This is a genomic window from Arthrobacter echini, from assembly GCF_008107445.1.
GTDB classification, from domain to species: domain Bacteria; phylum Actinomycetota; class Actinomycetes; order Actinomycetales; family Micrococcaceae; genus Arthrobacter_D; species Arthrobacter_D echini_A.
On the sequence record NZ_VSLD01000003.1, the window covers coordinates 169,336 to 193,895 of the forward strand.

At 67.9% G+C, this 24,560-nt stretch carries 24 protein-coding genes; 16 read left to right on the forward strand and 8 right to left on the reverse strand.

Translation table 11 applies throughout. The features are described from left to right. Window positions 1-33: 33 nt before the first annotated feature. Window positions 34-1,254 (reverse strand): ROK family transcriptional regulator, encoded by a 1,221-nt coding sequence (locus tag FQ377_RS07805; RefSeq protein ID WP_148600955.1) that lies wholly within the window; start codon window positions 1,252-1,254, stop codon window positions 34-36. 76 nt (window positions 1,255-1,330) lie between these two features. Continuing rightward, on the reverse strand, window positions 1,331-1,852 hold the full coding sequence (locus tag FQ377_RS07810) for a gamma carbonic anhydrase family protein (protein ID WP_148600694.1): 522 nt from the start codon (window positions 1,850-1,852) through the stop codon (window positions 1,331-1,333). 131 nt (window positions 1,853-1,983) lie between these two features. Between FQ377_RS07810 and glyA the strand changes: the two genes are divergently transcribed. The 5 genes from glyA (at window position 1,984) to FQ377_RS07835 (ending at window position 6,958) form a co-directional block, all read left to right on the forward strand. After that, the gene (glyA, locus tag FQ377_RS07815) at window positions 1,984-3,291 is read left to right on the forward strand and encodes a serine hydroxymethyltransferase (RefSeq protein WP_148600695.1); all 1,308 of its coding nucleotides are present in this window, start codon (window positions 1,984-1,986) and stop codon (window positions 3,289-3,291) included. 84 nt (window positions 3,292-3,375) lie between these two features. Beyond that, window positions 3,376-4,266 carry a bifunctional methylenetetrahydrofolate dehydrogenase/methenyltetrahydrofolate cyclohydrolase gene (locus FQ377_RS07820; RefSeq protein WP_148600696.1) on the forward strand — a complete coding sequence of 297 codons (891 nt, stop codon included), beginning with the start codon at window positions 3,376-3,378 and terminating at the stop codon, window positions 4,264-4,266. 52 nt (window positions 4,267-4,318) lie between these two features. Then, the gene (locus FQ377_RS07825; protein ID WP_148600697.1) at window positions 4,319-5,260 is read left to right on the forward strand and encodes an ABC transporter ATP-binding protein; all 942 of its coding nucleotides are present in this window, start codon (window positions 4,319-4,321) and stop codon (window positions 5,258-5,260) included. Further along, the gene (locus FQ377_RS07830) at window positions 5,253-6,128 is read left to right on the forward strand and encodes an ABC transporter permease (RefSeq protein ID WP_262364337.1); all 876 of its coding nucleotides are present in this window, start codon (window positions 5,253-5,255) and stop codon (window positions 6,126-6,128) included. Before FQ377_RS07825 ends, FQ377_RS07830 begins: the two co-directional genes overlap by 8 nt. Continuing rightward, complete coding sequence (locus FQ377_RS07835) at window positions 6,125-6,958, forward strand: ABC transporter permease (RefSeq protein ID WP_148600698.1); 834 nt, start codon at window positions 6,125-6,127, stop codon at window positions 6,956-6,958. The genes FQ377_RS07830 and FQ377_RS07835 overlap by 4 nt, the downstream gene beginning before the upstream one ends. Window positions 6,959-6,982: 24 nt before the next feature. On the opposite strand, the gene FQ377_RS07840 is transcribed toward FQ377_RS07835, so the two are convergent. Both FQ377_RS07840 and FQ377_RS07845 read right to left on the reverse strand, forming a co-directional pair. Then, entirely contained in the window at window positions 6,983-7,681 is a 699-nt protein-coding gene (locus tag FQ377_RS07840) for a class F sortase (RefSeq protein ID WP_148600699.1), read from the reverse strand. 11 nt (window positions 7,682-7,692) lie between these two features. Next, window positions 7,693-8,469, reverse strand: coding sequence for a CHRD domain-containing protein (locus tag FQ377_RS07845; RefSeq protein ID WP_148600700.1), 777 nt, complete (start codon window positions 8,467-8,469; stop codon window positions 7,693-7,695). A 170-nt stretch (window positions 8,470-8,639) separates the two neighbouring features. Between FQ377_RS07845 and FQ377_RS07850 the strand changes: the two genes are divergently transcribed. From FQ377_RS07850 to FQ377_RS07870, 5 genes are all read left to right on the forward strand, one after another. Beyond that, window positions 8,640-9,122, forward strand: a complete 483-nt coding sequence (locus tag FQ377_RS07850) for a hypothetical protein (protein ID WP_148600701.1) — start codon at window positions 8,640-8,642, stop codon at window positions 9,120-9,122. 81 nt (window positions 9,123-9,203) lie between these two features. Then, the gene (locus tag FQ377_RS07855; RefSeq protein ID WP_262364338.1) at window positions 9,204-9,995 is read left to right on the forward strand and encodes an exodeoxyribonuclease III; all 792 of its coding nucleotides are present in this window, start codon (window positions 9,204-9,206) and stop codon (window positions 9,993-9,995) included. Window positions 9,996-10,011: 16 nt separating this feature from the next. After that, window positions 10,012-11,055, forward strand: coding sequence for a tryptophan--tRNA ligase (trpS, locus tag FQ377_RS07860; RefSeq protein WP_148600703.1), 1,044 nt, complete (start codon window positions 10,012-10,014; stop codon window positions 11,053-11,055). Window positions 11,056-11,100: 45 nt separating this feature from the next. Beyond that, complete coding sequence (locus FQ377_RS07865) at window positions 11,101-11,658, forward strand: 2'-5' RNA ligase family protein (RefSeq protein WP_262364339.1); 558 nt, start codon at window positions 11,101-11,103, stop codon at window positions 11,656-11,658. Further along, a complete protein-coding gene (locus tag FQ377_RS07870) occupies window positions 11,618-12,706 on the forward strand; it encodes a YihY/virulence factor BrkB family protein (protein WP_148600705.1) in 1,089 nt (362 codons plus the stop codon). Before FQ377_RS07865 ends, FQ377_RS07870 begins: the two co-directional genes overlap by 41 nt. Here FQ377_RS07870 and FQ377_RS07875 read toward each other — a convergent pair whose 3' ends face one another. From FQ377_RS07875 to sdhC, 4 genes are all read right to left on the reverse strand, one after another. Beyond that, complete coding sequence (locus FQ377_RS07875) at window positions 12,707-13,495, reverse strand: succinate dehydrogenase iron-sulfur subunit (RefSeq protein WP_148600706.1); 789 nt, start codon at window positions 13,493-13,495, stop codon at window positions 12,707-12,709. Then, complete coding sequence (sdhA, locus tag FQ377_RS07880) at window positions 13,495-15,273, reverse strand: succinate dehydrogenase flavoprotein subunit (RefSeq protein WP_148600707.1); 1,779 nt, start codon at window positions 15,271-15,273, stop codon at window positions 13,495-13,497. Before sdhA ends, FQ377_RS07875 begins: the two co-directional genes overlap by 1 nt. A gap of 91 nt (window positions 15,274-15,364) precedes the next feature. Beyond that, on the reverse strand, window positions 15,365-15,832 hold the full coding sequence (locus tag FQ377_RS07885; RefSeq protein WP_148600708.1) for a succinate dehydrogenase hydrophobic membrane anchor subunit: 468 nt from the start codon (window positions 15,830-15,832) through the stop codon (window positions 15,365-15,367). Window positions 15,833-15,837: 5 nt separating this feature from the next. Further along, the gene (gene sdhC, locus FQ377_RS07890; RefSeq protein ID WP_136453117.1) at window positions 15,838-16,221 is read right to left on the reverse strand and encodes a succinate dehydrogenase, cytochrome b556 subunit; all 384 of its coding nucleotides are present in this window, start codon (window positions 16,219-16,221) and stop codon (window positions 15,838-15,840) included. A 220-nt stretch (window positions 16,222-16,441) separates the two neighbouring features. On the opposite strand from sdhC, the gene FQ377_RS07895 reads away from it, so the two are divergent. The 6 genes from FQ377_RS07895 to FQ377_RS07920 all read left to right on the forward strand — a co-directional run bounded on the left by FQ377_RS07895 (window position 16,442) and on the right by FQ377_RS07920 (window position 24,557). Then, complete coding sequence (locus FQ377_RS07895; RefSeq protein WP_148600709.1) at window positions 16,442-17,581, forward strand: mannose-1-phosphate guanylyltransferase; 1,140 nt, start codon at window positions 16,442-16,444, stop codon at window positions 17,579-17,581. An 87-nt stretch (window positions 17,582-17,668) separates the two neighbouring features. Then, window positions 17,669-18,874: an amidohydrolase gene (locus tag FQ377_RS07900; protein ID WP_148600710.1), complete on the forward strand. Its 1,206-nt coding sequence runs from the start codon at window positions 17,669-17,671 to the stop codon at window positions 18,872-18,874. Window positions 18,875-19,097: 223 nt separating this feature from the next. Further along, window positions 19,098-20,207 carry a BMP family lipoprotein gene (locus FQ377_RS07905; RefSeq protein WP_148600711.1) on the forward strand — a complete coding sequence of 370 codons (1,110 nt, stop codon included), beginning with the start codon at window positions 19,098-19,100 and terminating at the stop codon, window positions 20,205-20,207. Between the two features lie 146 nt (window positions 20,208-20,353). Beyond that, window positions 20,354-21,898 (forward strand): ABC transporter ATP-binding protein, encoded by a 1,545-nt coding sequence (locus tag FQ377_RS07910; protein WP_148600712.1) that lies wholly within the window; start codon window positions 20,354-20,356, stop codon window positions 21,896-21,898. Continuing rightward, entirely contained in the window at window positions 21,895-23,271 is a 1,377-nt protein-coding gene (locus tag FQ377_RS07915; RefSeq protein ID WP_395858474.1) for an ABC transporter permease, read from the forward strand. The genes FQ377_RS07910 and FQ377_RS07915 overlap by 4 nt, the downstream gene beginning before the upstream one ends. After that, on the forward strand, window positions 23,268-24,557 hold the full coding sequence (locus FQ377_RS07920) for an ABC transporter permease (protein ID WP_148600713.1): 1,290 nt from the start codon (window positions 23,268-23,270) through the stop codon (window positions 24,555-24,557). Before FQ377_RS07915 ends, FQ377_RS07920 begins: the two co-directional genes overlap by 4 nt. Window positions 24,558-24,560 lie beyond the last annotated feature (3 nt).

Genomic DNA, 24,560 nt, shown 5'->3' on the forward strand with positions numbered 1-24,560 from the left:
GGGTGGGCCTGGCGTCAATGGTTGAAGGCAATGCTACAGCTGTGTGACCTGGGCCATTGCGGTGTCCGGTCGGGCCAGGCCGGCGCGCGCGAGGACGACGGCAGCGGCGCCGAGTGCTTCGGCCCGATCGCCCAGGGAGGACATGCAGAGGTTCGTCGTCTCGCCGATGATCGGTACGGCATGGCGCGAGAGGCCGCGTCGGACGGGCTCGAGCAGGATCTCGCCGAGATCGGTGAGGGGACCGCCGATCACGATCGTCTCGGGGTTGACGAGATTGGCCATGTGCGCGAGCGCCCTCCCGACGGCGACCCCCGCGTCGTCGATCACGCGCAGCACCGCGGTCTCGCCGGCGAGTGCGCGCTCCACGATCTGCCGCGTGTCCACCGGCTCCCGGGTGCCACGGCTCAGCAGCTCGATCATGGTGGACGTCGACGCCACGGTCTCGAGGCACCCGCGATTGCCGCATCGGCAGATGACGCCCTGCTCGTTGATCGTGGTGTGTCCCAGTTCCCCCGTGACGCCGACGTGACCGTAGAAGAGGGCTCCGTCGAGTACGAGGCCGGCCCCGATACCGGAACCGAGCTTCAGGAAGAGGAGATTGGCGACCGCCTGGTGCGGGCCCCAGCTCACCTGGGCCAGGGCGCCGAGATTCGCGTCGTTGTCGATGTAGACGGGGATCTGCAGGCGATCCCGGAACATGCCACGGATGTCGATCCCCACCCACTCCGGGAGGATGCCTCCCTGGACCACTGTTCCCGTCCTCCGGTCGATCGGCCCGGGAATGCCCACGCCTGCACCGAGGAGGGCCCGCCGATCGATGCCACCCTCGGCGAGCAGGCTGTCCAGGAGGTCCGCGGCGATGGTGAGACCGTCGGTGGCGGTGTGCCCGGGCGGCAGCGCCACCGAGGCCTCCCGGATGATGCTGTGGCTCGTGCCGGCCAGTACGACACGCAGATGTCTCCGGCCCACATCGATCCCGGCGGCCACCTGGCCGTCGTCCTCGAGCGTGACCGAGAGGGCGCGGCGACCGGAACTCGTGGTCGGTTCCGTGCTGACGACGCCGGCTGCGGCCAGGGCCTTGACGATGTTCGACACCGTGGCCGTGGACAAGCCGGTCTGGCGCGCGAGCTCGGCCTGCGTCTGGGATCCGCCGCTCCTCAGTGCCGAGAGCAGGCGCTGCTGGTTCTGCCGACGCAGCGCCGACTGTGATCCCGGCCTGCCGGACACATCGGATACGTCGAATACGTCGGACATGTCGGGCGCCGTGTCCGGTGTCGGGGAAGGGGAGTGTGCGGGCATGACCTCAGGGTTGCGCAGCTTCCCCTTGCCGTCAAGAAGTCAACGCATCGCGATGCTCCTGCGCCAAAGCCCTGTAGTGGGCTGCATTGGCCTCAACATCCTCCACCTCATTGTCCGCAAGCTCCCGCCGGACCCTCGCCGGCACTCCGGCCACGAGGGAGCGGGGCGGGACGATCGTTCCCTCGAGCACGACGGCGCCCGCAGCCACGAGGGACCCGGAGCCGATCACGGCCCCGTTCATGACGGTGGCGCTCATGCCGATGAGGCAGTCGTCCTCGATGGTGCATCCGTGCACCACGGCACTGTGGCCCACGCTGACGCGGTCACCGATCCGCGCCGGGAAGCCGGGGTCGGCGTGGACCACCACGTTGTCCTGCAGATTCGTACCCTCGCCGATGTGGATCGGGGCAGCATCCGCGCGGACACTGGCGCCGTAGAAGACGCTCGCGAAATCGCCGACGGTGACGTCGCCGATCAGTGCTGCGGTGGGTGCGGTGAACACGGAGTCGCCGATGACGGGGGTCTTGCCCCGGAACGTGATGAGGTGGGCCATGGCGTCAGCCTAGGCGACGTCGCCGGCGTGGACACCTGTCGCGGGGGGCGGGGCGGTGCGGTTAGCATGAGGGCGACGTCGAAGCGCGGCCACGAGGCCTGCGCCGATGCGACCCAGAGAAGGATCGATCGATGACCACTTCGCCTACGTCCGGTTCCTCCACCGCGGCGGATTCCGTCACCGACGCGCCCCTGTCGGAGGTGGATCCGGAGATCGCGGCCGTCCTCAGGGACGAGCTCGCACGGCAGCGGGACACCCTCGAGATGATCGCCTCCGAGAACTTCGCCCCCCGCGCGGTCCTCCAGGCCCAGGGCAGCGTCCTCACCAACAAGTACGCCGAGGGCTACCCCGGGCGCCGGTACTACGGCGGGTGCGAGTACGTGGATGTCGCGGAGAATCTGGCGATCGAGCGGGTGAAGACACTCTTCGGAGCCGAGTTCGCGAACGTCCAGCCCCACTCCGGCGCGCAGGCCAACGCAGCCGCACTGTCGGCCATGATCAAGCCCGGCGAGAAGATCATGGGTCTCTCGCTCGCCCACGGCGGACACCTGACACACGGTATGAAGCTCAACTTCTCGGGCAAGCTGTACTCCGTGGCCGCGTACGGCGTCGAGGAGGACACCCACCGCCTCGACATGGACAGGGTTCGTGAGCAGGCACTCGCGGAGAAGCCCCAGGTCCTGATCGCCGGTTGGTCCGCCTACCCGCGCCGGCTCGACTTCGCGGCCTTCCGTTCCATCGCCGACGAGGTCGGGGCGATCCTCTGGACCGACATGGCGCACTTCGCCGGCCTCGTCGCCGCCGGAGTGCACCCGAACCCGGTGCCCCACTCCGACGTCGTCACCTCGACCGTCCACAAGACGCTCGCCGGACCGCGGTCCGGCGTCATCCTCGCGAAGCAGGAGTGGGCCAAGAAGCTCAACTCGAGCGTCTTCCCCGGACAGCAGGGCGGCCCGCTCATGCATGTGATCGCCGGCAAGGCCACCGCTTTCAAGATCGCGGGGTCCCCTGAGTTCAGGGAGCGCCAGGAGCGCGTCCTCGAGGGCGCCCGCCTCATCGCGGAGCGGCTCACCGGCTCCGACGTGGCGGAGCACGGCGTCTCGGTGCTCACGGGCGGCACCGATGTCCACCTCGTGCTCGTCGACCTGCGCAACTCCACCCTCGACGGTCAGCAGGCGGAGGATGTTCTGCACTCCGTGGGCATCACGGTCAATCGCAACGCCGTGCCGTTCGACCCGCGTCCACCGATGGTCACCTCGGGGCTGCGGATCGGGACACCTGCCCTGGCCACCCGCGGTTTCGGTGCCACCGAGTTCACCGAGGTCGGGGAGATCATCGCGGCAGCGCTGAAGCCGGCGCCCGACGTCGAGGCGCTCCGCGCGAGGGTCTCCGCGCTCACCGCCGACTTCCCGCTCTACCCGGGCCAGGAGGAGTGGTAGGCCCGTCCCAGGGCAGCCGCCGCCGGTGGTGAGGGACGGAACCGCAGCACCGATCATCCGAGCAACCGAACGAGGTCGATCCGCATGAGCCCAGCCCGCATCCTTGACGGGAAAGCAACCGCCGCGCAGCTGAGGGCGGAGCTGACCAAACGCGTGGCAGCGTTGCGTGAGCAGGGGATCACCCCCGGGCTCGGCACGGTGCTGGTGGGCGACGACCCGGGTAGCCGCTCCTACGTGGCGGGCAAGCACCGCGACTGTGCGGAGGTGGGTATCACCTCGGTGCGGCGCGATCTGCCCGCGGACATCACGCAGGAGGACCTCGAGTCCGTCCTCGACGAGCTGAATGCCGACGACGTCACCACGGGCTACATCGTCCAGCTCCCGTTGCCCGCGCACCTCGACACCGACGCGATCCTCGAGCGCATCGATCCGGCCAAGGACGCCGACGGACTGCATCCCACCAATCTGGGCAGGCTGGTGCTGAATGTGGACCGGGAGATGGTGTCACCGCTGCCCTGCACGCCGCACGGCATCGTCGAGCTCCTCAAGCGCCACGGTGTGTCCCTCCGGGGCCTCGACGTGCTCGTGGTGGGCAGGGGCGTGACGGTGGGTCGGTCGCTGGGCCTGCTGCTGACACGCAAGCAGATCAACGCGACCGTGACACTGGCCCACACCGGAACCTCCGATCTGGCGGCGCACCTCGCCCGGGCCGACGTGGTCGTCGGTGCCGCGGGGAATGCACACATGATCCGCGCCGACCAGCTCAAGCCGGGCGCGATCGTCCTCGACGTCGGCGTGAGCCGCGTCGAGGACCCGGACACGGGTAAGGCTGTGCTGACGGGCGACGTCGAGCCTGCTGCCGCGAAGGTGGCCGGCTGGCTCTCGCCGAATCCCGGGGGAGTGGGTCCGATGACCCGCGCCATGCTCCTGACGAACGTCGTCGACGCCGCGGAACGCCGCGCGCGCAGCAGCTGACGGACTCCGCGCCCTGCCCCGTTCCGAGCCTGATCTCGCCTACGCTGGGCAGGTGCACCCCCATCCTCCCGGCGCGCCGGTGATCTCCGCCCAGCGGCTCAGCAAGCACTACGGCGATTTCAGGGCCGTCGACGGGATCTCCTTCGATGTCCCGGCCGGTGAGGCCTTCGGGCTACTGGGACCCAACGGTGCCGGTAAGTCGACCACCATGCGCATGATCGGCGGCGTGTCCCAGCGGACGTCCGGGCAGCTGACGATCATGGGGCTCGATCCCGAGGAGCACGGGCCCGAGGTCCGGGCGCACCTCGGCGTGGTCCCGCAGCAGGACAATCTCGACGAGGAACTCCGGGTCCGCGACAATCTGATCGTGTACGGCCGCTACTTCGGCCTCCCCATGAGCTATCTCGGGCCCAAGGCCGACGAACTCCTCGAGTTCGCCCAGCTCACGGACAAGGCCTCGGCGAAGGTCGACGCTCTCTCCGGCGGCATGAAGCGACGCCTGACCATCGCGCGCTCGCTCATCAACGAGCCCAGGATCCTCCTGCTCGACGAGCCCACCACCGGCCTGGACCCGCAGGCCCGGCACATCCTGTGGGACCGGCTGTTCCGGTTGAAGGAAGCCGGCGTCACCCTCATCCTGACCACCCACTACATGGACGAGGCCGAGCAGCTCTGCGACCGCCTCGTCGTCGTCGACAAGGGGCAGATCATGGCGGAGGGTTCACCTGCCCAGCTCATCCGCGACCACTCCACGCGGGAGGTCCTCGAACTGCGCTTCGGTTCGGAGCGGAACACCACCGTGGCCGCGGAACTGCAGGGCATCGGCGAACGCCTCGAGCCGCTACCGGACCGCGTGCTGATCTACGCGCGCGACGGCGAGGCTGCACTGGAGGAGGTCAGCGCGCGGGGGCTGAAGCCCCTCACGTCACTGGTGCGCCGGTCCTCGCTCGAGGACGTCTTCCTGCGCCTGACCGGAAGGAGCCTCGTTGACTGAGCCACGGACCACCGTGCCGGGCGACGAGCTGGCACTCCGGCCCTACCGTCTCCATGCCCATGCACCCGAGGTGTCGGCGTCCCGAGCACGCCGGTTCGGCACCTGGTACTACGCCGAGCACGTGCTGCGGTCCATGAGGAGCTACCGCTGGACGCTGCTCGCCTCCAGCGTGGGGACACCCGTGGTGTATCTCTTCGCCCTGGGCGTGGGGTTGGCGACGCTCGTGGACCAGAAGTCCGCCGAAGCCTTCGGCGGGGTCAGCTATCTCGCCTTCATCGCCCCGGCGCTGCTGGCGTCGGCGGCCATCATGACGGCGGCCACCGAGTTCACCTACCCGGTGATGGACGGCTTCAAGTGGCGCAGGGTCTACTACGGACCCCACGCCTCACCCCTGGGGACGGAGCAGATCGTGAACGGCCACGTCCTGGCGATCACGCTCCGGCTCCTGGCGAGCACTGTCATCTATTTCCTGATCATCGCGGCCTTCGGTGCCTCACCCTCGCCCGCCGGGGTGCTGGTCGTCCCGGTGGCGGTCCTCACGGGGCTCGCTTTCGGTCTGCCGCTGCTGGCCTACGCGGCAGGGGTGGAGGATGACCGGGGGCAGTTCCCGCTCGTCATGCGCTTCGTCGTCACGCCGCTGTTCCTGTTCTCCGGCACATTCTTCCCGCTGGAGACCCTGCCCCTGTTCCTGCGCTGGATCGGCTGGATCTCGCCCCTCTGGCACGGGACGGAACTGGGCCGGGCACTGACCTACGGGTACGAACTTCCGGGCTGGCTGGCGCTCGTCCACGGCATCGTCCTCGTGGTCCTCGCCGTCGTCGGCCTGTACCTGGCCCGCTCGGTCTTCGCGCGGAGGCTGGGTCGATGACCACGGGATTCCCGGGGCGGGAGCTGCGGCTGGAAGGCTCCACGCGGCCGTTGGCAGCTCTGTACTCCCGCAACGCGAAGGCCGTCATCGCCCGGGGATTGCTGGCCACCAGGAGCAGCAACGGGCTGGTCCTGGTGTCGGGCTTCTTCGAGCCGGTGCTCTATCTGCTGTCCATGGGGATAGGACTCGGCGCGCTGGTGGGCGAGCTGGACGGACCCGACGGCCGCCCCATCAGCTACGCCGCCTACATCGCACCGGCACTGCTCGCGGTATCCGCGATGAACGGTGCGGTCTACGACAGCACGTGGAACGTCTTCTTCAAGATGAACTTCGCCAAGCTCTACCAGGGCATGCTGTACACCTCGCTCGGACCCCTCGACGTAGCGATCGGGGAGATCTTCCTGGCGCTGCTCCGCGGTGCCCTGTACGCCACGGGGTTCACCACCGTGATGGCGCTGATGGGTCTGCTCACCACGCCGGTGGCACTGCTGATGATCCCGGTGTCGGTGGTCATCGCCTTCGGGTTCGCGTCCTTCGGCATGGCCATCACGAGCTTCATGAAGACATTCCAGCAGATGGAGTGGGTGAACTTCGTGATGCTGCCGATGTTCCTGTTCTCGGCCACGTTCTACCCGCTGAGCGTCTACCCGCAGGGCATCCAGTGGTTCATCCAGGCGCTACCCCTCTGGCACGGCGTGGAGCTGCTCCGGCAGATCAGCGTGGCCTCGTTCGGCCCGGCCACGCTGATCCACCTCGGCTACTTCGTGATCATGATCGCCGTCGGAATGCTGCTGACCACGCTGCGCCTGCGGAAGCTGTTCCTGAAGTAGGGAGCCCGGGGCAGCGCCCCCGCGTCAGGTCTTGAGGGTCGCGTAGACCACGTAGTTGTCGTCGAACTCCCCGGTATCCGGGTTGTAGCCGTCGCAGGTGATGAGGCGCAGTTCGGAGCCCGCCGTGTTCCCGTAGACCGTGAGCGTGGGGAACTCGTCCTTCATGTACTGCTCACCGTGCTGGAACTGGAAGACCGCCGTCGTGCCGTCCTCGCGGACCACGTTGATGACGTCCCCGGTCTTCAGTTCGCGCAGCCGGGCGAACACTCCTGCGCCGCCGTCCGTCGCGTTGACGTGTCCCAGCATCACGGCGGGGCCGCGTTCCCCCGGTGTGGGCGACTGGTTGTACCAGCTCGCGGGCGATCCGGGCTCACCTGTTGGGACGTCGAGACTCTTGTTCTCGCGCAGTCCGAGGCTCAGCAACTCGGAGCGCGCGCCGATGGACGGGATGTCGAGCGTGGTCGGAGCCGACGCGGGCAGCACTGCCGGAAGGGAGGGGGCCGCGGACGGTTTCGGGGACGGTGTCGCCGTGGAGGACGCGGTGGGTACCGGCGTCGCAGGCGTCGAGGGGGACGCGCTGGCAGACGCGGCCGACGCCGCAGTGGAGGTGGGCTGCGGGGCGGTCCCCGGCTCGGCTGCGGACCCGCAGCCGGCGAGGAGAAAGAGGGCGGCCACCGCCGGGGCGGTGAAGCCCCAGCGATGGCCGTTTTTCCTACTGATCATAGGGATCAGGATTATGCGTTGTGCGCCGCGCGACGACGAACCATGTAGGTTCCGCCTGCTGCTGCAGCCAGCACGAGACCGCCACCGAGGGCGATCATGCCCGTGGAGGAGGAGTTCTCGGTAGCGACACCGGTGTCGGCGCCACCCTCGGGCATGGCGGCCATCTGGCCCTTCACGAGCGTGCCACACAGTGCGGGCGAGGTGGCGCCGAGGGGAAGCTTGGGATCCAGGTCGCTGGGCGAGCCGAAGACCTCCTCGGAGACGCCCGCGGTTGCCGGATCCAGGCCGTGCACGACGACGACCGAGTTGCCGGCCTCCAGTGACTTCTGCTGGGCCTCGTCGATGGTGATGGTGCGCTCGATGCTGTACGAACCACCCTGTCCACCCAGCTCGAGGTTCAGGGCGGCGGCCGGGGTGGTGTCGCCGGAGGTGGTCAGCGTGGTGAGGATGTCGCCGTAACGGCTGGCAGCCTCGGTGGTGCTGACGATCCCGTTGCCGTCGGCGTCATCGGCCGGCGTGGGGCAGGTGCCCATGGCGTTGCCGTGGACGTGCTGCACGTGGGGGTACGGTCCGTCCATGAAGGTCTCGGCCAGGCCGGAGACCTGCAGGTTGACCTTCGCCTGGTCGCCGGTCACATCGACGGTGACGGTGCCGGTGCCGGTGGTGCCGTTGAGCTGGCCCAGGGTCGAGGAGTAGGAGCCGTCGGCCGCCAGGGCGGGCGAGCCGGCCATGGCGACAGCGCCGAGGGCGAGTGCCGGTACAGCGAGGAAACGCATTTTCTTGTTCATGATGATGTCCTCCATAGTGCGAATGCTGCGCACCGTGGGGCACGCACGGGAGTAGTTCGGGGTGAGTCCCGTCACGGATTGGGAAGCTGGAAAAAAAGTTGGGATCACCTGGCAGTTCGCCCGCGGTGGAAGCACGGGGACACAGTGATCGGATGCGGGAGAATGGGCGGATGCAGTCACTAGGGAGCAATGGGCGGCCTGCGGGTCGGGGTCCGAGCATGCGCATGGGCAGTGCGGGGGTGGCCGTCATGCTGGTCGTCTTCCTCGTCGCCGTGGTCTTCGCTGCCAACCAGAACGACGTCGTCGGCTGGCTGGTGGTGATCATCTCCCTCGGCTGGCTCCTCGTCTTCAGCTTCGTGGTGTTCAGTCTCCGCTCCGCAGCCCGCAAGGCGGCCGCGCGGCTGCAGGGTCATGCGGGCCCGGGCGGGAAGGGCGGCGATTCCCCGGTCGCGGTGGACAGGTCCAGGGACCTCAAGCTCGAGCACAGCTTCAAGATCGTGCAGGTCCAGGTGGGTGTGGTGCGGGAGTACCTCGGCAAGGACCAGGAGATGGTGGAGCGGGCGCTCGAGACGATCGAGATCACCTCCCACAACGCACGCTCCATGATGAAGGATTCCGGTGAGGGACCCGTGGAGGGCACGGTTGTCGACTGACCGGGAGTGCCGCAGGGACGACGGCGCACAGTCGCGGGTAGGGTTGAGCGGGTGAATGCGGCATCGAGTCCAGAAGAAGCCGTGCGTATCGCCTCGGTGAACGTCAACGGGATCCGCGCGGCCTACAAGCGGGGCATGCAGCAGTGGCTGGACGGGCGTGGCGTGGACATCCTGTGCCTCCAGGAGGTGCGCGCCCCCGACGCCGTGGTCCGGAGCCTGCTGGGGGAGAACTGGCACATCCACCACGCCGAGGCGGAGGCCAAGGGTCGCGCCGGGGTGCTGATCGCCTCGCGCCAGGAACCGGTGGCCGTACGGACCGGCATCGGCGACAGCTACTTCGACACCGCGGGCCGCTGGGTCGAGATGGACCTCGAGATCAGGGGCTCTGCACTGACGGTGGTCAGTGCGTACGTCCACTCCGGCGAGGTGGGCACCCAGAAGCAGGATGACAAGTACCGCTTCCTCGACGCCCTGGGGGAGCGCCTCGCCGCGCTCCGGGACGGCGCCGGGCACGCCGTGGTCCTCGGAGATCTCAACGTGGGCCACACCCAGCGCGACATCAGGAACTGGAAGGGCAACGTGAAGAAGGCCGGGTTCCTCCCCGAGGAACGCGCCTACTTCGACCGGTTCCTCTCCGACGGGTCCGGGTTCGTGGACGTGGCCCGCTCGCTGGCGGGCGACGTCGACGGCCCCTACACCTGGTGGTCGTGGCGCGGCCAGGCGTTCGACAACGACACCGGGTGGCGTATCGACTACCAGCTCGCCACGCAGGACCTCGCTGCGCGCGCCGTCAGTGCCGACGTCGACAGGGCTCCGAGCTGGGACACGAGATTCTCGGACCACGCGCCCCTCGTCGTCGACTACCGGATCTAGCACCAGGACCACACCAATGACCTACACCGAACAGGCCACCGCACCCCGACGCCGGCAGCGCGTCCTCTCGGGGATGCAGCCCTCCGCAGGCTCCCTGCACCTGGGCAACTACATCGGCGCCCTCGTGCAGTGGGTGCAGTTGCAGGAGGCGTACGACGCCGTCTTCTTCATCCCCGATCTGCATGCGATCACCGTCCCACAGGACCCGACGGAGCTCGCCCACCGCACCCGGACCACCGCGGCGCAGTACATCGCCGGTGGGGTGGACCCGGACAGGGCCACCCTCTTCGTGCAGTCCCAGGTCCCCGAACACGCCCAGCTCGCCTGGGTGCTGAATTGCCTGACGGGCTTCGGAGAGGCATCGAGGATGACGCAGTTCAAGGACAAGGCCTCGAAGCAGGGGGCCGACTCCGCGAGCGTGGGACTGTTCACGTACCCGGTCCTGCAGGCGGCGGACATCCTGCTCTACCAGCCGGACGGCGTGCCCGTGGGGGAGGACCAGCGCCAGCACGTGGAGCTGAGCCGCGATCTCGCCCAGCGCTTCAACTCCCGGTTCGGCGAGACCTTCGTGCTTCCCCGCCCCTTCATCCAGAAGGAGTCGGCGAAGATCTACGATCTGCAGAACCCCACAGCGAAGATGTCGAAGTCGGCGTCGTCGAGCGGTGGTCTCGTGAATCTCCTCGACGACCCGGCCGTCATCACCAAGCGCATCAAGTCCGCGGTCACCGACACGGGGACCGAGATCCGCTTCGACCGCGAGGGCAAGCCGGGTGTCTCGAATCTGCTCACCGTGTACTCGGTGCTCTCGGGTCGGAGCATCACCGAGCTGGAGGCCGACTACGCGGGCCGGATGTACGGGCATCTGAAGGTGGATCTCGCCGAGGTGGTGGTCGAGGCGCTGACGCCGGTCCGCCGTCGTGCCGAGGAGCTCCTGGCGGATCCAGCCGAACTCGACCGCCTGCTCGCCAAGGGAGCGGCCAAGGCCCGGAGCATGGCCGCTCCGACGCTCGCCGAGGTCTACGCCCGCGTCGGTTTCCTGCCCGCCACGGTCGTCCCCTGATCGATGGGTGACGTGAGTCCGCGGAACCGAGCAGAGGGGTCAGCCGTGTCCCGTACACCATCCGGCGAGAGCTGCGTGGGCATCACGATCCCCGTCCCCGAGCCACTCGCGGGAACCCTCGAGGCGTTGCGGGCCTCCTTCGGAGACCCGATGGCCGCACTCGTGCCGCCCCACATCACCCTCATCACCACCACGCCCGCCTCCGACTGGGACGCCACGATCCGGCATGTCCGCGGCGTCGCCCGGCGGCAGGAGCCCTTCCTGGTGCGCCTGCACGGTACGGGCTCCTTCAGGCCGATCTCCCCGGTGGTGTTCCTCCGGCTCGAAGCGGGCTTCGAGGAGTGCGTCGGTCTGCACTCCAGGTTGCAGACCGGTCCGCTCGAGCGTGACCTCGCGTTCGACTTCCATCCGCACGTCACCGTGGCGCACGACGTCTCGGATGCCGCCATGGACCACGCGATGCGGGAACTGGCCGGCTTCGAGTCTGCCTTCGAGGTGCGGACCATGGGACTCTATGAGCACGTTCCCACAGGTTTGTGGACGTTGAGGGAGGAGCTGATCCTTGGCGAGGACACTGACCGTTCCCAAACCGCCCCCGGTTGATCAGCCGTACCCCACGAATCTGCCCGATCTCCGGCGCAGGGTGATCGACGCCCAGGTCAGGCTCGGCCGGCTCAACCGTTCCGGCATCGGTGGTTCGGAACTTCTCCTCGCCCGGATGAACGTGGTCCTGTTCCGCATCTCCACGACCCAGCCGGTGCGCGTCCTGCTCCTGTACGTGGAGCGACGTGGCCCGTTGATGGCCGCCGGGCTCGCCTACCGGCTCTTCTTCGCCATCGCCGCACTCCTCGTGGTGGGCTTCGCGACGGTCGGCATCGTGATCGCAGGCAACGAGGCACTGCGGACCATTTCCGTCAACGCCCTCGACCAGTCCGTGCCGGGGCTGATAGACCGCGGGCAGGGTGACGGCGGGCTGCTGAAGCCGCAGGCCCTGTTCGACGCGACGAGCGGACTGGGATGGGCAATTGTGGTCTTCACCATCGTGATGCTGGTGACCTCGCTCGGCTGGATCGCCGGGATGCGTCAGGCCATGCGCGGCCTCTTCGCCCTGCGCCCCGTGGCCATGAACCCGTTCCTGCTCAGGGTCAGGGATCTGGGCACCCTCGCCCTGCTCGGCGCCGTGATGCTCGTGACCACAGCCCTCGGGGTCATCGCCAACAATACTCTCGACGCACTGCTCCTGGTCCTCCGGCTCAGTGCGGTGACCCAGATCCTCACGCAGGGAGCAGGCTTCCTGCTGATGATCCTGCTGGATACCCTCATGGCCGCGATCCTGCTCGGGTCCGCCTCTGCGATCGAGATGCCCAAGCCGATCCTCCGCCGGGGGGCGATCCTCGCAGGCTTCGGCAGCACGGTGCTGAGGACCTTCTCGGCGCAGATCCTCGGCAGTGTGGGAAACAACCCACTCCTGTTCTCCTTTGCCGTGATCCTCGCGCTCTTCGTCTGGTTCTTTCTCCTCAGCCAGGTGTATCTGCTCGCGACGGCGTGGTGCGCGATCGCCTCGGCCGACGCCCAGGGCGCAGCCGAGCGTGAGCATCATGCGAAGGCGGGGTCCCTGAGGCAGCGGAGCCGCCGCCGCCTCAGGGACTGATCAGACCTTCCGGGTCAGGATGGCCTGCTTGACCTCCGAGATGGCCTTGGTCACCTGGATGCCACGGGGGCACGCCTCGGTGCAGTTGAAGGTGGTCCGGCAGCGCCAGACACCCTCCTTGTCGTTCAGGATCTCCAGCCGCATGTCCCCGGCGTCGTCGCGCGAGTCGAAGATGAAGCGGTGCGCGTTGACGATGGCTGCCGGCCCGAAGTACTGGCCATCGGTCCAGAAGACGGGGCAGGACGAGGTGCACGCCGCGCACAGGATGCACTTGGTGGTGTCGTCGTACCGCTCACGCTCCTCGGAGGACTGCAGGCGCTCCTTGGTGGGGGAGTGCCCCTTGCTGACGAGGAAGGGCATGATCTCGCGGTACGACTGGAAGAACGGCTCCATGTCCACGATGAGGTCCTTCTCCACCGGCAGGCCCTTGATGGGTTCCACCAGGATCGGCTTGGACGTGTCGAGATCCTTCAGCAGCGTCTTGCAGGCCAGGCGGTTGCGCCCGTTGATGCGCATGGCGTCCGAACCGCAGACACCGTGGGCGCAGGACCGCCGGAAGGACACCGAGCCGTCGTGCTCCCACTTGACCCGGTGGAGGGCGTCGAGCACGCGGTCCGTGCCATACATGGTCAGCTTCCACTCGTCCCAGTGCGCCTCGTCCGAGATCTCGGGATTGTAGCGACGCACCTTGAGAGTGATGTCGAAGGTCGGGATCTCCCCGCCGCCTCCGACGCCGGGTGCGAGCTCGACCTTGGAGGCCGGCTCCTTTTCCATCGTTTCGGTGCTCATCAGTACTTACGCTCCATCGGCTGGTAACGGGTGAAGATCACGGGCTTGGTCTCGAGGCGGACGCCGCTGGTCCTCGTGGCACTGGGGTCCCTGTAGGCCATGGAGTGCGTCATGAAGTTCTCGTCGTCGCGCTCGGGGAAGTCCTCACGGAAGTGGCCCCCGCGGGATTCCTGCCGATGCAGCGCGGCCGCCGTCATCACCTTGGCCATGTCGAGCAGGAAGCCGAGTTCCACAGCCTCCAGCAGATCGAGATTGAACCGCTTGCCCTTGTCCTGGACGGTGATGCGCGTGTACCGCTCCTCGAGGCTCTCGATGACACTCAGGGCCTCGAGCAGTGTCTCCTCGGTGCGGAACACCTGGACATTGGCGTCCATGATGTCCTGCAGTTCCTTGCGGATGAGGGCCACCCGCTCGCCGCCCTCCGAGCTGCGGGCCCGGTTGAGCAGCTCCTCGGTCTCCACCGTGGGATTCTCCGGGATCTCGACGAAATCCGCGGTCAGCGCGTAGGCTGCCGCCGCGATGCCGGCGCGCTTGCCGAAGACGTTGATGTCCAGGAGCGAGTTGGTCCCGAGCCGGTTGGAGCCATGCACGGAGACACAGGCCACCTCGCCGGCGGCGTAGAGCCCGGGAACCACGGTGTCGTTGTCCGCCAGCACCTCGGCCGAGATGTTCGTGGGAATCCCGCCCATGGCGTAGTGCGCGGTGGGGAAGACCGGGACGGGCTCGGTGTACGGCTCCACACCGAGATACGTGCGGGCGAACTCGGTGATGTCCGGGAGCTTCGCATCGATGTGCGCCGGCTCGAGGTGCGTCAGGTCGAGCAGGACGTAGTCCTTGTTCGGCCCGGCTCCGCGCCCCTCCCGCACCTCGTTGGCCATGGACCGGGCAACGATGTCGCGCGGGGCGAGATCCTTGATGGTCGGCGCGTAGCGTTCCATGAAGCGCTCACCCTCGGAGTTGCGCAGGATGGCGCCTTCGCCGCGGGCGGCCTCCGAGAGCAGGATCCCGAGGCCCGCGAGTCCGGTCGGGTGGAACTGGAAGAACTCCATATCCTCCAGCGGGATGCCACGGCGGAAGGCGATGCCCATACCGTCTCCGGTCAGGGTATGCGCGTTCGAGGTCGTCTTGTAGACCTTGCCGACGCCCCCCGAGGCGATGACGATCGACTTGGCCTGGAAGATGTGCAGCTCGCCCGAGGCCAGATCGTAGGACACGACGCCGGCCACCCGCTTCTCGAGGCGGGTCTCACCGTCCACGGTGACCTCCTGGTCCACCATCAGCAGATCGAGCACGTAGTACTCGTTGTAGAACTCCACGTTGTGCTTGACGCAGTTCTGGTACAGGGTCTGCAGGATCATGTGCCCCGTGCGGTCGGCCGCGTAGCAGGAACGGCGCACCGGCGCCTTCCCGTGGTCACGCGTGTGGCCGCCGAAACGCCGCTGGTCGATGCGGCCCTCGGGCGTCCGGTTGAAGGGCAGGCCCATCTTCTCGAGATCGAGCACGGCCTCGATGGCTTCCTTCGCCATGACCTCGGCGGCGTCCTGGTCCACGAGGTAGTCCCCCCCCTTGACCGTGTCGAACGTGTGCCACTCCCAGTTGTCCTCCTCGACATTGGCCAGGGCCGCGCACATCCCGCCCTGTGCGGCACCCGTGTGGGATCGCGTGGGGTAGAGCTTCGTCAGGACGGCGGTGTGGGCGCGCTGCCCGGACTCGATGGCAGCGCGCATTCCCGCGCCACCCGCGCCGACGATGACGACGTCGTACTTGTGGACCTGCATGCTGGTCGCTCTTTCTGTTGGAACCGGTGGTGGTGCGGGACGGGCGCTGCGTCGCATCCGTCCTGCGGATCTGCCGAGGTGCAGCAGGTGCCTAGGTGGCGGAGCAGTAGTCGGCCACGTGGGCGACGCCGTCGATCACGGGGCAGGGGTCGAAGGTGAAGATCACGAGGGTTCCGAGGACCACGATCACGACGGTGGAGGTGTACAGCACTCCCTTGAGCCACATCCGGGTGCTGTTCTTCTCGGCGTAGTCGTTGATGATCACGCGGATGCCGTTGGTGCCGTGCAGCATGGCGAGCCACAGCATGGTCAGATCCCAGATCTGCCACAGTGGATCGGCCCACTTGCCGGCGACGAAGCCGAAGTCGATGGCACTGATGCCGTCGCCGGTCACCAGATTGACGTAGAGGTGGACGAAGATGAGCACCACCAGCAGGGCTCCGGACAACCGCATGAAGAGCCAGGCGATCATCTCGAAGTTGCCCCGGGAGGCCGATGAGCGGGAATATCCCGGCGAGACGCGGCCGGAGCGCGGGCTTTCGATTGTTGGCGTGGCCATGGGTCCTAACCTCCGAAGACGTGCATGAGATGGCGGATCGAGAAGGCGATCATGACGACGGCCCAGAGTCCGACGACGCTCCAGAGCATCTGCCGGTGGTACCTCGGGCCCTTCTTCCAGAAGTCCACGAGGATGACACGGATCCCGTTGAAGGCGTGGAACACGATGGCTGCGACGAGCCCGAGTTCACCCAGGCCCATGATCGGATTCTTGTAGGAGGCGATCACGGCGTCGTACGCCTCGGGTGAGACGCGCACGAGCGACGTGTCGAGGACGTGCACGAGGAGGAAGAAGAAGATCACCACTCCCGTGATGCGGTGGGCCACCCAGGACCACTGGCCCTCCCGGCCACGGTAGAGGGTGCCTGCTGGTACCAGTGTCTTCGACATCGAAATGACCTCCCTGCATCGCCAGGGCGTTAGCGCGTTGTACGCAATGATTACGCCGGTGCGACAGCACTCTTGTGGACAACGATAATCTAGGCCGCCGACATTTACCGTTCAAGGTAGGTGCGCCTGACCTGTGACGTTGTAGACACCGGCCCGTACTGCCGTCCCGGCCCGCCGGCGTCGGGTCCGGCTCGGGCGGGCGTCGGTTACCGTGGGACTGATGAGTACAGAGAGGGCGGCTGCCCGGAACCCCGACAGTGTGCTGGACCGCTTCCACGGCGTCATTCCCGCGGGAGGCACCGGGACACGCCTGTGGCCGCTCTCGCGTGCGGCGGCGCCGAAGTTCCTGCACGATCTCACCGGCTCCGGCAGCACGCTGATCCGTGCCACCTACGACAGGCTCCTGCCGCTCAGCGGCGGCCGGATCATGGTGGTGACCGGGATCGTGCACCGGCGTGCGGTGCTCGCGCAGCTTCCCGAGATTCAGGACACGGACCTGGTCCTCGAGGCCGAGCCGAAGGACTCCGCGGCCGCCATCGGCCTCGCCGCTGCGATCCTGCACCGCCGGGACCCGGACATCATCATGGGGTCCTTCGCGGCGGACCAGGTGATCGCCCCCGTCGAGGTCTTCCAGGACGCGGTGCGGGAGGCAATCCACACGGCGGCCCAGGGTTATATCGTCACGATCGGGATCAAGCCGACCCACCCGTCCACCGGCTTCGGCTACATCCGTGCGGGCGAGCCCCTGTCCGTCGCCGGGGCGCCCACGGCGCGTGCGGTCATCGAGTTCGTGGAGAAACCCTCGCAGGCCGTCGCGGACGGGTACATCGACAGCGGCAACTACTCCTGGAACGCCGGGATGTTCGTGGCACCCGTGGACCTCATGCTCCGGCACCTCGCTGCGAACGAACCCGAGTTGCACGCCGGTCTGCTGGAGATCGCCGCAGCCTGGGACACCCCGCAGCGCGTGGAGGTGGCGCGCCGCGTCTGGCCCACCCTGCCGAAGATCGCGATCGACTACGCAGTGGCGGAACCGGCGGCAGCCGCCGGCGACGTCGCCATGATTCCCGGTGAGTTCACGTGGGACGACGTCGGGGACTTCGCCGCCATCGGCCGCCTCAACCCGGCCGAGGAGAACAGCGAATTGACGGTGATGGGCGAGGGAGCCAGGGTGTTCTCCGAGAACGCCTCGGGCATCGTGGTCTCCGACACCAAGCGCGTGATCGCGCTGATCGGGATCGACGACGTCGTCATCGTGGATACCCCGGACGCCCTGCTCGTGACCACCAAGGAGCACGCGCAAGAGGTCAAGAAGGCCGTGGAACGCCTGCGTGCCAGCGGAGACACGGACGTGCTCTAGACCGCACACGGTCGGTCACGACCGCCCGGGTGCTCGTGACGCGGCCCGCGTGCGTCGGCGCCGCGCCCCGGTCGGTAGGCTGAGGACGTGGAAACGTACAACGCCCAGAGTGCCTCGACCTCGCGCGTGGGCGTAGCCCTCGAGCCCCTGCTCGGCGGCCTGACGGAACTCCGGCGAGAGTTCCACCGCCACCCGGAACTGTCCTTCAGGGAGCAGCTGACCACGGAGCTCATCGTCGCCCGGCTCGAGCGGGCGGGCCTGGCTCCGCAGCGACTCACGGGAACCGGGGTGTTCGTGGACATCGGTCGGGGGGCGCTGGTCCTCGGGTTGCGCGCGGACATCGACGCCCTGCCCATCTCCGAGGAGACCGGCCTCGCCTACTCCTCGGAGAACCAGGGGATAGCCCATTCCTGCGGCCATGACATCCACACGACCGTGATGCTCGGCGTCGCCGCCGTGCTCGCCGAGCTCGACGCCGCCGACCCGCTGCCCGGTACGGTGCGGATCATCTTCCAGCCCGCCGAGGAGATGATGCCCGGCGGTGCCCTCGACGTGATCTCCCAGGGTGTCCTGGTCGGGCTGCCACGGATCCTGGCCCTGCACTGCGACCCGCGGATCGACGTCGGACTCGTCGGCACGCGCATCGGTGCCATCACCTCGGCCTCGGACACCATCCGCGTGGAACTCAGCGGGCGCGGCGGGCACACCTCGCGGCCGCACCTGACCGAGGACCTGGTCTTCGCGCTCGCATCGATCGCCGTCAACGTGCCGGCGATCCTGTCCCGCCGGATCGACGTGCGCAGTGCCGTCTCGGTGGTGTGGGGGCAGATCCATGCCGGATCCGCCCCCAACGCGATCCCCGCCCACGGTTTCATGTCCGGCACGCTGCGGTGCCTCGACGGCGAGGCGTGGGAGTCCGCCGGGGAGCTGCTGGACCGGGCGGTACGGGAGGTCGCGGCCCCGTTCGGCGTGGATGTGAGACTGGAGCACATCCGCGGTGTGCCGCCGGTGGTGAACCAGGAAGCCGAGACCGGTCTCCTGGAAGCCGCCGCGCGTGCCGAGCTGGGTGCGCGGGCCGTGGTGCTGACCCCGCAGTCGATGGGCGGGGAGGACTTCGCCTGGATGACCCAGGAGGTACCCGGCGCCATGATGCGGCTCGGCACGCGCACACCCGGCGGGGAGACGTTCGATCTACACCGCGGCGACTACGCGCCCGACGAGCGCTCCATCGGGTGCGGGATCCGCGTCATGGCGGCGGCGGCGCTGCAGGCTGTCCTCGGCAACGGCCGCTGAGGCGCGCGGACGCATAACGAATCCTGAACGATCGGGGGGCCCGGCAGTGCCCGTGTCGTGTTCCACGTCACCAGAGCCTTAGGATGATCGCATACGTGCTGCATCGACGCTGTCGCGGCGCCACGGTCTCTCAGTGAAAACAGAGCCTCGGATCAATAGCGACCCGTGATGGACACTCACTGGTATTCGTCCCCGTGGCGTACTTCTTTTTCCTGGAGGCATTTTGAAGAACTCACTGCGCAGGTTCTCGCGCGGAACCGGCCTGTCAGCCGCCGTCCTCGGCGCATCGGCCCTCGTCCTGTCCGGGTGCGGCGCGCCGCCCGCCGAGGAGTCCTCCGGCGGCTCGAACGCGGGGGCGAACTCCGACTACCTCGGCTGCATCGTGTCGGACGAGGGCGGATTCGACGACCGTTCGTTCAACCAGTCGAGCTACGAGGGCCTGCAGAAGGCCAAGACAGATCTCGGTATCGAGACCAACGAGGCGGAGTCCCAAGCTTCGACCGACTTCATTCCGAACGTCGACTCCATGGTGCAGGGCGGGTGCGATCTGATTGTTACCGTCGGGTACAACCTTGCTGACACCACGAAGTCCACCGCGGAGGCGAACACCGAGACCAACTTCGCTATCGTCGACGACAACTCGATCGAGCTGCCCAACGTCAAGCCGATCATCTACGACACGGCCCAGGCCGCGTTCCTGGCCGGCTACGCCTCCGCCGCGACGAGTGAGACGGGCAAGGTGGCCACCTACGGCGGTATCAACATCCCCACCGTGACCATCTTCATGGACGGCTTCGCCGAGGGTGTGGCCTACTACAACGAGGAGACGGGCGAGGACGTGCAGCTCCTCGGCTGGAACAAGGAAAGCCAGAACGGCACCTTCGTGGGTAACTTCTCGGACGCTGCCGCGGGTAAGACCAACACCCAGAACTTCATCAACGAGGGTGCCGATATCATCATGCCGGTCGCCGGTCCGGTGGGCTCCGGCACGCTCGATGCGGTCATCGAGGCCAATTCCGGCGGCAAGGACGTCAAGGCGGTCTGGGTCGACTCGGACGGCTACGAGACGGCCGGCAAGGGCGAGGAGTTCATCCTCACCTCCGTCATGAAGCTCATGGGCGACGCCGTCGAGGACGTCATCAGCACCGACGTCGACGGCGAGTTCGACAACACGCCCTACGTGGGCACCCTGGAGAACGGTGGTGTGGCTCTGGCCCCGTTCCACGACCAGGAGGCCAACGTCCCGGACGATCTGCAGTCGACGCTCGACGATCTGCAGGAGAAGATCATCTCCGGCGAGATCACGGTCGGCTCGGACGCCAGCCCGGAGTAGTCGGTACCCGACGCAGAACCGCCTTCCTCCCCGCGGGGTCCCGCAGGGACGAGGGCGGTTCTGCGTCCGTCCTGCGCGCGTGCGAGAACTGCAGTGCGCGTGCCAGCGGAGAACCATCGCAGACAACAGAACAGGCTGGTTGAGTTGTGAAACTCGAACTGATCGGCATCACGAAGCGCTTCGGCTCGCTCGTCGCCAACGATCACATCGATCTCGTCGTGGAGCCGGGGCAGGTCCACAGCCTCCTCGGGGAGAACGGGGCGGGGAAGTCCACCCTCATGAATGTGCTCTACGGTCTCTACGACCCGAGCGAGGGCGAGATCCGCGTCGATGACGAGCCCGTGGTCTTCAAGGGCCCGGCGGACGCCATGGCAGCCGGTATCGGCATGGTGCACCAGCACTTCATGCTCGTGCCGGTGTTCACCGTCGCGGAGAACGTGGCCCTGGGGAACGAGACCACCAAGGCCGGGGGCCTACTGAATCTTGCGCGGACGCGGGAGCGCATCCGGGAGATCTCCGACCAGTACGGCTTCGCCGTCGACCCCGACGCGGTCGTGGAGGACCTGCCCGTGGGCGTGCAGCAGCGCGTCGAGATCATCAAGGCGCTGGTTCGCGACGCCGAGGTGCTGATCCTCGACGAACCGACTGCCGTGCTGACACCCAGGGAGACCGACGAACTCCTCGGCATCATGGGACAGCTCACGGCCGACGGGAAGTCGATCGTCTTCATCTCCCACAAGCTGCGTGAGGTCAAGGCCGTCTCCGACGTCATCACCGTGATCCGTCGCGGCAAGGTGGTGGGGACTGCGGAGCCCAGCGCCTCCACCACGGAACTCGCCTCCCTCATGGTGGGGCGCTCCGTGAGCCTGACCCTCGACAAGGCGCCGGCCACCCCCGGAGAGGCGAGCTTCCGCGTCCGCGACCTGGTGGTCCAGGCAGCGAACGGCCAGCGCGTGGTGGACGGGCTCAGCTTCGACGTGTCGCAGGGTGAGATCCTCGCCGTCGCCGGTGTCCAGGGCAACGGCCAGACGGAGCTCACCGAGGCGATCCTCGGTCTGCAGGATCACGTGAGCGGATCGATCACCCTCGACGGCGTGGAGCTCGTGGGACGCAGCGTCAAGGACATCATCCGCGCCGGTGTGGGCTTCGTTCCCGAGGACCGCAGCGTCGAGGGACTCGTGGGCAGCTTCACGGTCGCGGAGAACCTCGTGCTGAACCGGTACGACGACGCCGCGTTCGCCCGGGGTCTGTCCATGTCCCCGGCCGCGATCAGGAAGAACGCCGAGGAGAAGATCGAGGAGTTCGACATCCGTACCCAGTCGGCGTCCTCCGCCGCCGGCACACTCTCGGGCGGCAACCAGCAGAAGGTCGTCATGGCGCGGGAACTCTCGCGCCCCCTCAAGCTCTTCATCGCCTCGCAGCCCACGCGCGGCGTCGACGTGGGGTCCATCGAGTTCCTGCACCGGCGCATCGTCGCGGAGCGGGACGGCGGAACCCCCGTCATCATCGTCTCCACGGAGCTCGACGAGGTCCTGGAGCTCGCCGACCGCATCGCCGTGCTCTACCGCGGCCGCTTCATGGGGATCGTGCCCGGCACGGTCTCGCGCGATGTCCTCGGCCTCATGATGGCCGGCATGCCCGCCGACGAGGCACTCGCGCAGGCCCACGACGTTCAAGGAGGAGACCTGTGAGTCCGCAGGAGGATAACCGGGTGCCCCCGGGTACCGGAGCCACGACCCCGCCGACCCGGCGCCAGGCGCGGCAGAGCGACCGGAAGGACGAGGTCCGCACCGAGAAGGCGGCCGAGACGGCCGACGGAGCGCTCCCACCACCCGCCGCTGCAGCACCCGAACCGGAGACCGCTTCGCAAACCCTCCTGCAGCGCATCATGACCGGGAACGCGCTCGTCGCATTCCTGTCCGTGGTGCTGTCACTGATCCTGGGCGGCCTGCTGATCGCGGTGACCGACCCCGCGGTGGGGCGCGCGTCGTCCTACTTCTTCACCCGCCCCCAGGACACCCTGGGAGCCGCGTGGTCAGCGGCGTCCAACGCCTACATCGCGCTGTTCCAGGGCTCCGTCATCAATGTCAGGGGCACCTCCTTCACGAGCGTGATCTATCCGCTCACCCAGACCCTGACCGTGGCGACACCGTTGATCTGCGCGGGCCTGGGTGTGGCCCTGGCCTTCCGGGCCGGCCTGTTCAACATCGGTGCTCAGGGCCAGATCCTCATCGGGGCCACCTTCGCGGCGTGGGTGGGCTTCACCCTGCACCTCCCCGCCGGGCTCCACCTGCTGCTCGTCGTTCTCGCGGGCATGGTCGGAGGGGCCATCTGGGCCGGTCTCGTGGGTCTCCTCAAGGCCCGGACCGGCGCCCACGAGGTCATCCTGACCATCATGTTCAACTACATCGCCACGAACCTCGTGCTGTATTTCCTGAGCACCTCGGCCTTCCAGCGCCCCGGCTCCACGAATCCGATCAGTCCGCAGCTGGACGGGACGGCCGTCTACCCGCTGCTCCTCGGCCCGGCCTTCCGCCTGCACTGGGGATTCGTGGTCGCCGTGGTGGCCACCGTCTTCGTGTGGTGGCTGCTGAACCGCTCCACGATCGGCTTCGAACTCCGGGCCGTCGGCGCCAATGCCAGCGCAGCGCGCACGGCCGGCATCAGCGTGAGCAAGGGCTACATCCTCGCGATGGCGATCGCCGGGGCCCTCGCAGGCCTGGCAGGAGTGGCACAGGTGTCCGGGACGGAGAAGGTCCTGACCTCCGGTGTGGCCGCGAGCTTCGGCTTCGACGCGATCACCGTCGCGCTCCTCGGGCGCTCCTCGCCCTGGGGCACCTTCGCGGCAGGCATCCTGTTCGGGGCCTTCCGTGCCGGTGGTGTCACCATGCAGGCCTCCACCGGGACGAGCATCGACATCGTCCTCGTGGTGCAGTCGCTGATCGTCCTGTTCATCGCGGCACCGCCACTCGTCCGCGCCCTCTTCCGCCTCCCGGTGCCCGGTGCCGTGGGCAAGGGCAGCACCACCCCCCGCACGCCAGCCTCGACCGGAGCAGCAGCATGAGCACAGCAACCACCACCACAGCGACCGGCACCGGCACCGGCACCTCGGGCGTGCGCAGCTGGAAGAACCCGATCATCCTCTCCGTGGTCGCCCTGTTCTGCCTCGTCGTCTTCGCGCTCGGAGCGCCGGGCAATAGCGTGACCTTCAGGCTCTCCGAGGCGGACGACGCGATCGTCCTCCCGTCGCTCGTGGTCTCCGCGCCGATCATCGGGTGGGTCTGCACGCTCGTCATGCTCGCGCTCGCCGTTCTCGCCGTCGTGCGCACCCGGGCTGGGGTCAGGACGCCCACCTGGGTGCCGGCGGTCTTCGCGGTCCTCTTCTTCATCGCCTTCCTGACCTGGGTGGTGGGCAGCGCGCGCACCCCGAACGTGGCCCTCTACGGGCTTCTCGCAGGATCCGTGACCCTGGCGGTCCCGCTGATCTTCGGCTCGCTCTCGGGCGTGCTCTGCGAGCGCTCCGGCGTCGTCAACATCGCGATCGAGGGGCAGCTGTTGTTCGGTGCGTTCGCGGCCGCGGTCGCCGCCTCGCTCTCGGGCAGCGCCTTCGTCGGACTCGTCGCCGCGGCCGCGGCGGGCGTGCTCGTCTCCCTCGTCCTGGCCGTCTTCAGCATCCGGTACGTGGTGAACCAGGTGATCGTCGGCGTCGTGCTGAACGTCCTGGTCTCGGGGCTCACGGGCTTCCTCTTCTCGGCCGTGCTCAGCGAGGACTCCCAGCGATGGAACTCGCCGCCGCGCCTGCCGGTGATCAGGATCCCCTTCCTCGCGGACATCCCGATCATCGGCCCCATCCTCTTCGAGCAGACCATCGTGGGCTACCTCATGTACGTCGCCGTCGCGGTGGTGTACGTGGCCCTGTACCACTCGAGGTGGGGTCTGCGCACCCGCGCGGTGGGCGAACACCCCAAGGCTGCCGACACGCTCGGTGTCAACGTCAACCGGAGGCGCTTCGTGAACGTGCTCCTCGCCGGCGTGGTCGCGGGGGTCGGCGGCTCCTTCTTCACGCTGGTGGCCGTCTCCGGCTTCGGCAAGGACATGACCGCGGGCCAGGGCTACATCGCCCTCGCAGCTCTCATCTTCGGCCGCTGGAACCCGATCGGCGCGTTCTTCGCGGCACTGCTCTTCGGGTTCGCGACGAATCTTTCCAACGTGCTGAGTCTGCTCGGGACCCCTGTGCCGGACCAGTTCCTGCGCATGCTGCCGTACGTGGTGACCGTCTTCGCCGTCGCCGGGCTGGTGGGACGCTCGCGGGCACCGGGGGCCAGCGGCATCCCCTACATCAAGGGCTAGGAG